Source organism: Ruegeria sp. BHSC026 (assembly GCF_059613065.1).
Genome location: NZ_JBXWRV010000017.1, coordinates 22,558 through 35,552, shown reverse-complemented (window position 1 = coordinate 35,552; position 12,995 = coordinate 22,558). Strand labels below are relative to the sequence as shown.

Genomic DNA, 12,995 nt, shown 5'->3' with positions numbered 1-12,995 from the left:
CGTCACCTATACACGCCCCACGGACCAAAGCGCGGCGCGGCGATCCGCGCCGGCCCAGAACAGCGGGCCGGACCATCACCGGACAGGCGGTCAAAGTCACGCATCATCGACCGCATGATTGCAAACGGATCGTTGCGTCGGTTGAATGCAGGTGCAAGCATGCGCGTCCTCCTCTGGTGTCGTTTCCCGGGCGCGACCTGTGGCGTATCGCGCCGCGCACCCCCCCCGACGGAGATCGGACATGCGGCAAGTCGGGCCGCCCCGAGGGCAGCGCAGTGTAGTCGCGTCAGTCATCTGCTCCCGTCCTGGCGAACGGCTGGCGGTCCGCTGTTTCAGCCGAACCTGTCACGTAACCACGAAACCTCAATCGGGCGTCTCACAACCGGCCAAAGTTTCGTTGAAACCAGATTTCAAGTGGGCGCCGATAGAATTTTTCGCGCCCTCCGAGATGGGCAAGACGTGCTTTCTTTCAGCATGTTAAACCGACAGTCAGATGCCGGCACGTTCCACGGCACCTGTTTCGCGTTGCTGGAACCTGCCGCGTGTCCGGTTGGCGAAAGTCACCAGCGACAGCATCACCGGCACCTCGACCAACACACCCACTACCGTGGCCAGAGCCGCACCCGAGTTCAGGCCGAACAGGCTGATGGCGACGGCCACCGCCAGTTCAAAGAAGTTCGACGTGCCGATCAGCGCGCAGGGCGCCGCGATCCGGTGCGGCACGCGCAGGGCAAAGGCCGCCGCATAGGCCACCGCAAAGATCCCGTAGGACTGGATCAGGATCGGCACGGCGATCAATGCAATGACCGCCGGCCGGTCTAGAATCACCTGCCCCTGCAGTCCGAACAGGATGACGACGGTCGCGATCAGGCCGACAACACCCCACGGCTTGACCCGGTCGCGGAACGCCGCGATCCGCTCAGCCGAGCCCAGCCGGTTGCGCGTCCAGACACCCGCCGCCAGTGGCAGTGCCACGAACAGGACAACCGACAGGACCAGCGTCTGCCACGGAACGGAAATGTCGGTCACGCCCAGCAGGAAGGCCACGATCGGAGCGAAGGCAAAGACCATGACAATATCATTCACCGACACCTGCAGCAGGGTATAGTTCTCGTCCCCCTTGGTCAGATGCGACCAGACGAACACCATTGCCGTGCAGGGTGCCGCACCCAGCAGGATCAGCCCCGCGATATATTGCTGGGCATCGGCGGGCGCGATCAGGTCGGCGAAGACGTATTCGAAGAACAGCACGCCCAGCGCCGCCATGGTAAAGGGCTTGATCAGCCAGTTGACCACCAGGGTGATCGCCAGCCCTTTGGGCTGTTTCACCACGTCGCGCAGGCTGCCTGGGTCCACCCCTACCATCATCGGATAGACCATGGCCCAGATCAGCACCGCCACCACCAGGTTGACATTGGCCACCTCGGCCGCCGCGATGGCCTGAACCAAACCCGGCGCGAACGAGCCGATGGCGATCCCAGCGGCCATGGCCAGCGCGATCCACAGGGACAGATACCGTTCAAATACGCTCATGCCGAGATCTCCGAAGTTGTTTGGGGCTGCAAGCGCCCCGCCGTCACGGCGGACAGCGAGACCATGGCGGCCGCCGTCCCCAGCATCAAGGGCAACCCGCCCCATTGATAGGTCAGCCCAGACAGCAGCGTACCCAACAGCCGCCCGCCCGCGTTAGCCATGTAGTAGAACCCCACATCCATCGTCACCCGCTCGGCTTGGGTGAAGGCCAGGATCAGGTAAGAATGCAGCGAGGAATTCACCGCAAAGACCGCGCCAAAGGCCAGCAGACCACCCACCAGCGTCAGCGTCAGCCATGGCGTCGGACCAGAGGACAGCAGCGCGGCCACCGTCAATAGGGCCGGCACACAGGCTAGCCCCCAGGCCCAGCTGCGCGCCGCTGCGACCAGATCGGCCTCATCCCGCGCCCCTGCCCGCAGCTGGCGCGGGGCGGCGGCCTGAACGATGCCATACAGAATGACCCACATGGCCATGAACCCGCCGATCAGAAAAAAAGCCGCGCGGTTGCCTGCTTCGCTGCCATCCGACAGCACAGCATAGAAATAGATCGGGATGCCGACGACGAACCAGACGTCGCGCGCCCCGAACAGGAAGACCCGCGCCGCGGACAGCCAGTTCACATTGGCCGATTTCGAAAAGACCTCGGAAAACTTCGCGCCCTTGCGCCCTTTAGGCAGCCCCGGCGGCATCGCCAGCAGCACCGCCACCAAGATAAGGAACAAAACCCCCGCCATGCCCAGCACGGCACCCGTGAAGCCGAGCCCGGCCAACAAGGCCGCCCCCAGCAGGAAGCCAAGCCCTTTGACCGCGTTCTTCGACCCTGTCAGCACCGCCACCCAGCGGAACAGTCCGCCGCCTTCTGTGGGGGCCAACAGCTTGACTGCCGATTTCGACGACATCTTGGTCAGGTCCTTGGCCACTCCGCTGGCGCCCTGCACGACCATCACGAAGGCGACGGACACACCGATGGTCCAGCCCGGATCCAATTGCGCCAGCGCCAGCAATGCCAGCACCTGTATCGTCAGCCCTGCGTACAGGGTCGCGGTCAGCCCGAACCGCGCGGCGATCCACCCGGCGGCCAAGTTGGTGGCCATCCCGGCGATCTCGTACAGCACGAACAAATAGGCCAGCTGGACCGGTGAAAAGCCCAGAGTGTGAAAATGCAGCAGCACCAGCATCCGCAGGGCGCCGTCGGTCAGCATGAAGGCCCAATAGGCTGCCGTGACGGCCATATAGGCCGACAGCCCGTCCGGACGTTGGGAAGCGCGTGTCAAAGCGATGCCCCGACCATCATCGCGACATCCACCACGCGGTGCGCATAGCCCATCTCGTTGTCGTACCAGGCATAAACCTTTACCTGCGTTCCGTTCACCACCATGGTCGACGGTGCATCCACGATGCTGGACCGGGTATCATTGGTATAGTCGGTCGAGACCAGCGGACGCTCCTCATAGCCCAGAATGTCGGCCAGAGGCCCCTCGGCCGCGGCCTTGAACAGGGCGTTCACCTCTTCGGCCGTCGTTTCGCGTTCAACCTCGAACACGCAATCGGTCAGCGAGGCATTCAGCAGCGGCACCCGCACCGCATGCCCGTTCAGCCGCCCCGTCAGCTCGGGATAGATCAGGGTGATCGCCGTGGCGCTGCCGGTGGTCGTGGGGATCAGCGAGTTCAGCGCCGACCGGGCACGGCGCAGGTCCTTGGCCGGACGGTCCACGATCGTCTGCGTGTTGGTCACGTCATGAATCGTGGTGATCGAGCCGTGCCGGATACCCAGGCTCTCGTGGATGACTTTGACCACAGGGGCTAGGCAGTTCGTGGTGCAGCTGGCCGCGGTCACGATGCGGTGGCGGGCCGGGTCATAGGTGCCTTCGTTCACGCCAAAGACGATATTGGCCGTATCACCATCCTTGACCGGAGCCGAGACCACCACCTTTTTCAGGCCGGCGTCGAAGTAAGGGGCCAGCTTTGCCTCGGTCTTGAAAACTCCGGTGCAGTCGATGACGACGTCGACGCCCTCAAGCGGCAGCTCCGACAGGTTGCGGGTTCCGATGAAGGGCAACCGCACGCCGTCAATGGTGACCGAGTTTTCGTCATGACTGAAGTCGGCGGCCCAGCGGCCATGCACGGTGTCGAACTCCAGAAGATGCGCGTGCATCGCGGGGTCCCCCACCGCATCATTGATCCAGGCGATCTGCGCCCCTTTCTCAAGCAGGGGTTTCAGGGCCAGCTTGCCGATGCGGCCCAAGCCGTTGAGAGCATAAACGGTCATGAGGTTTCTTCGGTATGGATCCGGCCGATGTCATCCACGGCGTTCTGAAGAGATATGCGATCCAGGGTTTCAAGCGGCAGCGATGAAAAGGTCAGGATTCGGTTGCGGATCGCGTCGTAAGCATCTTGAAAGGCGAGTGTTTTCTGGGCTTGCGTCCCGTCGGCCCCAACCGGATCGGGCACACCCCAATGGGCGCTGATGGGCTGGCCGGGCCAGGCGGGACAGTCTTCGTTCGCGGCCTGATCGCAGACCGTGAACACGAAATCGAAATCCGGCGCGCCCGGGGTTTGAAGCTCGGTGATGGTCTTGGCGCGCAAATCCGAAATGTCATGGCCATTGAGCTTCAGCACCTGCAAAGCAACCGGGTTCAACGCAGCCCGGGCCCGGGTGCCGGCCGAATACACGTTGAACCGGTCGCCCGCCTCGTCCCGCAGGATCGCCTCGGCAAAGATCGACCGCGCCGAATTGCCGGTGCAAATGAACAGCACATTGAGCTTCCGGTCCCGATCGGTCTTGTTAGACGTGGTACAGGAAGCGGGCGCGCAGATCTCGGGGCGGCCGCGGCAGCAGTCCAGCAGCAAACAGTCGATCGTCCCGCGCACTGCCGCCATCTCGATGGCATAGCGCAACGAGGTCCCTGCCCGCTCCTGCGAAACCAGGCCCACCTGCAGCAATGCACTCAGGTAATTCGACAGCGTGTTGGGCTTTAGCCCCAGCGCGCGCGCGATCTCCGAGGCCGGGACGCGGTCGGGATAGCGCCGCATCAGCAGCCGAAATACGGTAAGCCGCTGTGGATGTCCCAGGGTGGACAGACGTTCGGGAATCATTTTTTCCATATTTCATGAATATTCGAAATTAAAAGCGCAGCGCAAGTGACGGTTTGATGACAGCTCGTACTCTCGCAGTGCCGCAAACCGACAGGACGCCCCCGGCATGACCCCGGCCTGTGCCGCAACGGACCCTTGCCCGATCTGATCAGCCCAGGCCTCCGCCCCCCGCGTCATCAGCGGCACGCGCAACATGATCGCGGGCAACGGACATGGATTTGAGGATGGCGTGGACCGGATCCCCCGGTCGCAAACCAAGATCGGCTGCCGCGCGGCGTGTGATCCGAGCGAGGATCTCGTGTTCACCGACCGCAACATGGACCAGCACGCCCGGTCCTGCTCCGGGTACGATCCGTGTCACTGTTCCGCCAAGGATGTTCTGCGCCGACAGCCCCAGAGGCCGGGCGCGCGACAGGATCACGTCATGCGCCATGATCCGCACCCGGACACCGGTGCCGGGCGCCCCGTCGATCCTGGGCAAGAACAGCGGACCGGTCGCGGCGTCAAGTCGGGTCAGACCGTCGTCGAGATGCTCGGCCACCATCGCGGGCAGCATGACAGCCGCTTCGCGGATTCCCATGGCCCGCAGCGCGTCGGCGTCGGCCATCACTTCGGCCGTGGTGCCGTCGCGCACGACCCGGCCGCGGTCGATAACCAACATCCGATCCGCAAGCAACTGCGCCTCGTTCACGTCATGGGTCACCAGAACCACCGGCATTTCCAGATCGGACCGCAAAGCGATGATCTCGCCGTACAGCCGCTCACGCGTGGCACGATCCACGGCCGAGAACGGCTCGTCCAGAAGCAGCACGTCGGGGCGCCGCGCCAAGGCCCGAGCCAGCGCCACGCGCTGCTTCTGCCCGCCCGACAGGTCCGCCGGCCGGCGATGGCCGAGCCCATCCAGATGGACGCGCTGCAACAGGTGTTCGGCCTCGCGCACCCGCGCACGGCGGGGCAGATCCCCCAGGGACGTGGCCACGTTCTGCGCCGCCGTCAAATGCGGAAACAGCGCATAGTCTTGAAACACAAAGCCCACGCGGCGGCGGTGCGTCGGCAAGCAGACCCCCGCCTCGGTATCGAGCCATGTGATCCCGGCGTCCTCGACCCGCGCCGCTTCGGGCCGCCAGAACCCAGCGATGGTCCGCAAGGTCGTGGTCTTGCCCGATCCCGAGGGTCCGACCAGCGCAAGCAACTCTCCAGGTCCTACCGCGAAGGTCAGATCAAGCGGAATTGGCGCCTTGGCCCGGAGCGTAACTCTGAGCGTCATCAGTCGAGCTTTCGCCCCATGCGGGCCGACAGGGCGAAGGTGACAGCGATGGTGAACAGCGAAATGGCGACCAGAACCGAAGACATCGTCGCTGCCGACTGCATGTCGAAGGCCTGCACGCGGTCATAGATCGCGATGGCGATGGTCTTGGTCTCGCCGGGGATCGAGCCCCCCACCATGAGGACGATGCCGAATTCACCCAGCGTATGCGCGAAGGTCAGCACCATGGCCGTCATCACCCCCGGCCATGCCAGGGGAAGTTCTATGCGCAGCAACGCGCTCAGGGGGCGCAACCCGCTGGCTGCCGCCGCCTCGCGCAGGGACGTCGGGATCGCCTCGAAGGCGCGCTGCGCCGGTTGGATGGCAAATGGCAGGTTGAAGATGACCGAGGCCACGACCAACCCCTCGAAGCTGAAGACCAATTGGTGGCCGAACAGCCCCTGCCAGGCCGCACCGATCGGAGAGTTCCGCCCGAGCGTGACCAGAAGGTAGAAGCCGAACACGGTCGGCGGCAGGACCAGCGGCAGCATCACAAGCCCCTCGACCACACCCTTTCCCCGGAACTTACGGGTCGCCAGAAACCGCCCGAACAGGATCGATACCGGTAGAAGCAAGGCCACCGTCCACGCAGCCAGCGAAAGCGAAAGCCAGAGCGCCTGCCAATCCATGCGTCTAACCCGGCACGGTAAAGCCGTGGCGCGCCAAGATTTCAAGCGCAACAGGCATTTTCATGTAGCGATAGAACGCCTCTGCCACGGGCCCCGCATTCCGCACCAAGGCCATGCGCTGCATCAGCGGCTGGTGCCAATCGGCGGGAATGAGCGCAAATTCCCCCAGCGGCTGGAGCTGCGGCGACTGGGCCAGGGACCAAGCGATGATGCCGCCATCGGCGCTGCCCGACAGCGCGAACTGCGCGGCCTGGCTGACATTTTCACCCAACACCAGCGACGGTTCGATTGCCGTCCAGATGCCCACATGCTGCAGGACCTCCATCGCCCGCATGCCATAGGGCGCGTGCTGGGGATTGGCGATTGCAAAGCGCGACACCTGCCCGGCGCCAAGCGCGCGGTGCAGGTCTTCCAGCGTCCCGTCGGCTGCCAGCGCCGACCCTTGGTTCGGAACTGCGATGGCCACGCGCCCCTGGGCGTAGAGAGCGCCCTCGTCCCGCAAGAACCCGTCGCGGGCCAGATCGAGAACAAAGCTTTCATCGGCCGCCATGAACATTTCAAAAGGCGCGCCTTCGCGGATCTGCCGCGCGAAATTGCCGGTGGACCCGAACGCAAGCCGCAGTTCGTGGCCGGTTTCCATGGCGAAGGCGGCGGCGATATCCTGAACCGCAAAGCGCAGATCCGATGCCGCGGCAATAACGGGCGGTTCCTGCGCCCGGGCCGCTGCGGGTTGCGCAATGGCGGCAATTCCGCAGGCGAGAGTCGCTGCCCCGAACATGCGGCGGGTGAGGTTCATATCTGCGCTCCGGGTGAATGTGCCACCATTTTTCCTTGGCAAAATATCCACGCTCGCTCCCAAAGGGTCAATTGCTATTTCTTGCCGCAGACCATCCGGCTCTGTGGCAAGGACCTCTGCGACGAGTCCCTCCAGAAAACCAAAAAAGAGTACGCCGACACAGGCAACTGGCGCTGCAATAGACGGCCTTTGGATTGGGTCCGGCCGTCTCAGCCGCACGAACGACATATTTCATCATCCTTGACCGCCAGTCGATCAACGGCGATGCCCGCTTTGCCTCCTGTCGGCTTGCCCCGTTGCCCAGCTTGCACGCGTTCGAAACCGGTGCCGAAATTTTGGCGGGGCTTACTTTCAGTCCATCGAAAATCCCTGTGAAAATAGCACCGCTCCAAATTGCGCGGGTTTCGTTTCATCAGTGGCCAAGGATGACTCAGGGTCCAAAACCGGATGCTAGAACCGAGATTGAGGTTCGCAAAAAATCGCGCGAGCATTTTGACAAAACCAAGACTCCAGCACTGCCTGTGGCTGCATAAGCTTACGCAAGGGATATTCGGCTGGACAGCACGGAAGTTTTCTTGACGCTACAAAGATCAGCCTTAGCCGAACTCCGCGGCCATGGCCGCCTCCAGCGCGTCGCGGATGAGAGGGTTGGGGAAGCGGCGACGCAGAGTCACGGCAAAGAAAGTCTCCGACAGCCCGTCGAGCTTGGCAAGCTCGACCAGCCGGCCTGACGCAAGCTCGTCCTGTACGACGATGGGTGGGATTACAGCGAGCCCCGCACCCGAGCGCGCCAGAAGCCGCAGCATGGCCATGTCATCGGCTTCGGCGACGATGCGGGGCAGGATTGAGAACCCGTCGAACATAGCGTCGATGGCCGCCCGCAGCGCGCTTCCGGAGGCAGGCAGGATCAGTGGCCGGCTTTCCAGCAAGTCGTGCAGCGGCTGCCCAGCAAGATCGGGCGGACCGATCAGACTGACTGGTTGCTCGGCAATGCTGTGGATCAGGTGGCGGCTAGCTGCGTCTTGCGCGGGGGGGTGGTTGGTAAGCACCACGTCAAGCGCTAGTGCCTCTAGACCGGCGATGAGTTGAGACTGCGGACCGGAGCGCAGAATAACTTCGACATCTTCTTGCACAAGAAAGGGCGCGATGAAACCAATCTGAAAGTTGCGCGACAGCGTGGACAATGCGCCGACGCGCAGAGCTCTCCGACCGGCGTGGCGGTCGCGCAGAGTGGCCACCAGATCGTCTGCGGTCCGGAAGATCGACTCGGCATGGTCGAGCGCAATCCGTCCTGCCTCGGTCAGCACCAGCCCGCGTCCGCGGCGCTCGAACAACTGATGGCCAAGCGTGCTTTCGAGCGTCTTGATCTGTGTCGACATCGCCGACTGCGACAGGTTCAGCCGCTGCGCCGCGCCGGTGAGCGTACCTTCGCGCGCGACTGCACGGAACAGGTGAAGATGGTGAAGGTTGAGCTTGGCCATTGTTCCATCAGATCGAACGTTTACACTAAAATTATGTAATTTTCTGGATGACGCCAAGAGTTTATGTCCGCTCCACAGTTCCTTGAACGTGGAGATTGACAATGGATGCCCTTCTTGCCTTCCCGGGCCAATTCGCGCCTCTGGTTTTGCTGATCGGCGCTGCCACAATGATGGTCACACCGGGCCGTCGTCCGCCCCGTGCGCGCTGGCTGCCGGAAAGCGCAAGCCTTGTCGCGCTAGTGCTGGCCCTTTCCGGGGCCGCCATGCTCGCGACAGGTTCCGCGCCAAAGACCGGCGTCAGCGGATTCGGGCAGCTGCTCATGCTCGACGTGATCGGCGCGACAATGTCGCTGCTTGTCGCCTTTATCGGCTGGATCGTGACACGCTATTCAAAGCGCTACATGGACGGCGAAGCGCAGGAGGGGCGGTTTCACGCATTGATGCTGACAACGCTGGCCATTGTTCTGGCGTTGGTCCAAGCCGGCCATATTGCCGTTTTGGTCGCAGCTTTTCTGGCAACCGGGATAGTGTTGCGTCAACTCTTGCTTTTCTATTCGGATCGGCCGGCGGCGCGGAGAGCGGCAACGAAGTTCTCGCTGGTCTGGCACGCCGGCGATATAGCGCTGGTGCTTGCAGCAGGTCTGCTTTGGGTGTCTTTCGGCACCGCCGATCTGACCGCACTGCGCGAGTCTGTGCAAGCGCAAGGCCTGGGCGCTGCGGGACAGGCAGCCGTGGCGCTCATTGTGCTGGCAGCGCTCTTGAAGACGGCAGCCTTCCCCGTGCACGGCTGGCTGACTGAGGTGATGGAGGCGCCTACCCCGGTTTCGGCGCTACTGCATGCAGGGATCATCAATGCAGGCGGAGTCCTGCTGATCCGGCTCGCAGAGCTGGTGCAGGCCAGCCCTGCGGCGATGGCGGTTCTGGTCCTGATGGGCGGGCTCACTGCTCTCTTTGGGGCGGTGGTGATGCTGACACAAAGCGCGGTCAAGACGGCACTGGCCTGGTCGACGGTCGGGCAGATGGGCTTCATGCTGATGCAATGCGGGCTGGGCTTGTGGCCGATTGCGCTCCTGCACATCGTCGCCCATGGGCTCTACAAGAGCCATGCCTTCCTGACTGCCGGTATGGCCGTGGCCGAGGTCAACGCCGCGCGCCGTCCGGGGCCTGTGGCGGTGCCGGGATGGGGGGCAGTGTTTCGGGCCTTTGCCCTGGCGCTGGCACTTTATGCGGCTATGGCGGGGGCTTTCATGGCCATCGCCGGGCCGAAGTCACCGCAGGCGTTGGCGCTGGGCGCGATTCTTGTCTTCGGCGTCGCCTACCTCGTGGCGCAGGGGCTGGCCGATGCCGCGCCGCGGGCCCTGACGCGCCGCACCGCGCGCGCCGCGCTCGCCGCCACCGTTGCCTATTTTGCCTTCCAACTCGGCGCGCAAGCGCTCTGGGGCGCTCATCTGCCCGCACCGCCTGTTCCGGGCCCGCTGGAATGGGCGCTGATCGTGCTCGCGGTTACGTCCTTTGGGTTGGTGGCGCTTGCTCAGGCTCTGTTTCCGCTCTGGGCGAACCACCCAGCTGCTGCAGGGCTGCGTGTGCATGTCACCAACGGCCTGTACCTAAATGCGCTCATTGACCAGGCGATCGGCGGCTTCCGCACTGTGAAGTCCAAATAATCGCGAAATAAGGATCTTACGAAATGTTCATGCAAGAAATCGACATAGCGCCAGCCCGGCTGTCGGCGATCCTGAAGGCCGCCGAGGCCGCCGTGCGGGCGATCCCACCCGCCTTCCCGCTTGATGCCACGGTGGCAGTCAACCCCTTTCTTGGACAGGCGGGAGAAAACATGACCGTAGCGGCGGCACGTCTTGCGCGCGTATCCGGTGCGGCGCTCTTCCGTCCGCGCACTGAGCTTGCAGCCGATGTTGCAGCAGGGCGTATCACCGATGACGATCTCGCAGCGGCGCTGATTGCCTGCACCTCACCGCTTAAACCGGCCAACTTGGCGCTTCTAAAGGCCAAGATGCATGCGCCGACACCAGCGCCCCGCGCTCTGCCAACCGTTGCCGATCTTGCTGCCGAGTTGAGCGGGACCGACTGGCCCGCCGTGATCGAACGCTGCGTCGGCCTCTGGGCGGCCGGTCACTTCGACCGGGGGCAAGCGTTTTGGTTACCTGCGACGGATGCCCCCGCCTGGGCCGCCTGGAGGGCCTGGGCCGCGCGCGACCTGACCCCCGAGATCGCCGGACTCCATGGCTTCTGCGCGCATGTCGCAGCCGTCCCAGACACCCCGGAGCGAGCGATCGCCAGAGCGGCCGAGTCGCTGGGCATCGAGGCAGACGCGGCCGAAACGGCCTTTCACCGGCTGCTTTTGGATCTCGGTGGCTGGGAGCAGCACGCTCGCTGGTTGCTGTGGAAGGCCGAGCAAGAGAGAGGGACCGACCGCACCCTTCCGGCGCTGCTAGCGATCCGTCTGACCTGGGAGGAGGCTCTTTTTGCGCAGTACTCCGAACTCGCGCCCCGCTGGGCCGAGGTGGTTCGGGCGCATGCCGAACCCGTCGCGCCAACCCCGGACCTCGTGATTGACGCAATCCTTCAGGATGCCGCCGAACGTGCCCTCCAGCGGCGCCTCGACGAGCGGCTCGATGGGCCCGCCGCCCTGCCCTCGGCACGCTCGACGCTGCAGGCGGCCTTTTGCATCGACGTGCGCTCCGAGCCGTTTCGCCGCGCTCTCGAGGCGCAGGCACCGGGGATCGAGACCCTTGGTTTCGCTGGTTTCTTCGGCCTGCCGGTCGCGCATTCTCCACATGGCTCCGATGCGGTCGAGGCGCATCTGCCGGTGCTGCTGACGCCCGCCATGCGCAGCTCGAGCCAGCAGCCCGGGAACGCCGAGAAGGCAACACGCATTGACGCGCGGGCAGTGCGCGCCTGGGGGCGTTTCCGGCAGGCGGCAGTCTCGTCTTTTGCCTTTGTGGAGGCGGCGGGGCTCGTCTATGGTTGCAAGCTTCTGGCCGGCACATTCGGCAAGGCCGCCGCAGCAGCGACGCCAGAACCCGCCCCTCGCCTTGCAGATACGCTCTCGCCGGAACGCCGGGCGGAAATCGTGGCCGACGTGCTCAAGGCAATGGGCCTTCGTGAAGGATTCGCACGGCTGATGTTACTCGTCGGCCATGGCGCACAGGCCACCAACAACCCCCACGAAAGCGCCTATCACTGCGGCGCCTGCGGAGGTCACACAGGTGCGGTTTCGGCGCGGCTTCTGGCCGCACTACTGAACGATCCAGAAACCCGTGCGCATCTTCCGGGGCTCGGGATCGCGCTGCCCGAGGACACGCACTTCGTGGCCGCGCTGCACGACACCACAACCGAGGAAGTGAGTTTGTTCGATGCCGAAGCCCCCGCCACGCATGCGCCGGAGCTTGCACAGACCCGCGCGTGGCTTGCAGCGGCGAGCAATCAGGCGCGGATGGAGCGCGCTCTCAAGCTTCCCGGCGCAACGCCCCAAACCGTGGCGACGCGGGCGCGCGACTGGTCCGAAATCCGCCCCGAATGGGGGCTTGCGGGCTGTTCCGTGTTTATCGCCGCCCCGCGCGCGGCGACCGCTGGCAAGGATCTCGGCGGGCGTGCCTTTCTGCACAGTTACGACTGGAAGGCGGACGAGGGCTTTGCCACGCTCGAGTTGATCCTGACCGCACCTGTCGTGGTGGCAAGCTGGATCTCCCTGCAATACTACGGCTCAAGCCTCGCACCCGAAGTCTTCGGTGCCGGCAACAAACTCATCCACAATGTCGCAGGCGGCATCGGCGTGGTCGAGGGAAACGGCGGGCGGCTGCGGGCAGGACTGCCCTGGCAGGCAGTGCATGACGGCATGCGTCAGATGCATGAGCCGCAGCGCCTGACCGTGCTCATCGAGGCCCCGCGCGAAGCGATCTCGGACATCCTCGCCCGCCACAGCGAGGTTGCGGCGCTGTTCAACAACGGCTGGCTCCACCTGCTGCAACTCGAATCTGGACGCGTCGCCGCTCGCTATCGGCCAGGTGGAGAATGGCGGACACAAACCGTTCCAAGGCAGGTAGCTTGAGCGTTAAAGACGCATCGCCTTCGGTATCATGCATGGCAAAGAGGCGGTGTTCGCACTGCCTCGGCACAAGGTCTCCGCCTCTTGC

Annotated in this window: 11 protein-coding genes; 2 read left to right on the top strand and 9 right to left on the bottom strand. The window is 64.2% G+C overall.

Annotation, left to right across the window (positions count from 1 at the left end; translation table 11 throughout):
- Positions 1-2 precede the first annotated feature (2 nt).
- The 9 genes from AC2FME_RS15935 to AC2FME_RS15895 form a co-directional block, all read right to left on the bottom strand.
- Entirely contained in the window at positions 3-161 is a 159-nt protein-coding gene (locus AC2FME_RS15935) for a hypothetical protein (RefSeq protein ID WP_496687030.1), read from the bottom strand.
- Positions 162-489: 328 nt separating this feature from the next.
- Complete coding sequence (gene arsB / locus AC2FME_RS15930) at positions 490-1,533, bottom strand: ACR3 family arsenite efflux transporter (RefSeq protein WP_496710929.1); 1,044 nt, start codon at positions 1,531-1,533, stop codon at positions 490-492.
- Positions 1,530-2,765: an organoarsenical effux MFS transporter ArsJ gene (gene arsJ, locus AC2FME_RS15925; RefSeq protein WP_496800970.1), complete on the bottom strand. Its 1,236-nt coding sequence runs from the start codon at positions 2,763-2,765 to the stop codon at positions 1,530-1,532. The genes arsB and arsJ overlap by 4 nt, the downstream gene beginning before the upstream one ends.
- Before the next feature lie 38 nt (positions 2,766-2,803).
- Positions 2,804-3,802, bottom strand: coding sequence for an ArsJ-associated glyceraldehyde-3-phosphate dehydrogenase (locus AC2FME_RS15920; RefSeq protein ID WP_496800962.1), 999 nt, complete (start codon positions 3,800-3,802; stop codon positions 2,804-2,806).
- Positions 3,799-4,638, bottom strand: coding sequence for an arsenate reductase/protein-tyrosine-phosphatase family protein (locus tag AC2FME_RS15915; protein WP_496800961.1), 840 nt, complete (start codon positions 4,636-4,638; stop codon positions 3,799-3,801). The genes AC2FME_RS15920 and AC2FME_RS15915 overlap by 4 nt, the downstream gene beginning before the upstream one ends.
- A 139-nt stretch (positions 4,639-4,777) precedes the next feature.
- On the bottom strand, positions 4,778-5,896 hold the full coding sequence (gene modC, locus AC2FME_RS15910) for a molybdenum ABC transporter ATP-binding protein (RefSeq protein WP_496800960.1): 1,119 nt from the start codon (positions 5,894-5,896) through the stop codon (positions 4,778-4,780).
- Positions 5,896-6,564 (bottom strand): molybdate ABC transporter permease subunit, encoded by a 669-nt coding sequence (gene modB / locus AC2FME_RS15905; protein ID WP_496682487.1) that lies wholly within the window; start codon positions 6,562-6,564, stop codon positions 5,896-5,898. The genes modC and modB overlap by 1 nt, the downstream gene beginning before the upstream one ends.
- 4 nt (positions 6,565-6,568) lie before the next feature.
- Entirely contained in the window at positions 6,569-7,360 is a 792-nt protein-coding gene (modA, locus tag AC2FME_RS15900) for a molybdate ABC transporter substrate-binding protein (RefSeq protein WP_496800959.1), read from the bottom strand.
- A 596-nt stretch (positions 7,361-7,956) separates the two neighbouring features.
- Positions 7,957-8,841 carry a LysR family transcriptional regulator gene (locus AC2FME_RS15895; RefSeq protein WP_496800958.1) on the bottom strand — a complete coding sequence of 295 codons (885 nt, stop codon included), beginning with the start codon at positions 8,839-8,841 and terminating at the stop codon, positions 7,957-7,959.
- A 101-nt stretch (positions 8,842-8,942) separates the two neighbouring features.
- Here AC2FME_RS15895 and AC2FME_RS15890 point away from each other — a divergent pair, with 101 nt between their 5' ends.
- Both AC2FME_RS15890 and AC2FME_RS15885 read left to right on the top strand, forming a co-directional pair.
- Positions 8,943-10,505 carry a proton-conducting transporter transmembrane domain-containing protein gene (locus tag AC2FME_RS15890; protein WP_496800957.1) on the top strand — a complete coding sequence of 521 codons (1,563 nt, stop codon included), beginning with the start codon at positions 8,943-8,945 and terminating at the stop codon, positions 10,503-10,505.
- A 29-nt stretch (positions 10,506-10,534) separates the two neighbouring features.
- Positions 10,535-12,910, top strand: a complete 2,376-nt coding sequence (locus tag AC2FME_RS15885) for a YbcC family protein (protein ID WP_496800956.1) — start codon at positions 10,535-10,537, stop codon at positions 12,908-12,910.
- Positions 12,911-12,995 lie beyond the last annotated feature (85 nt).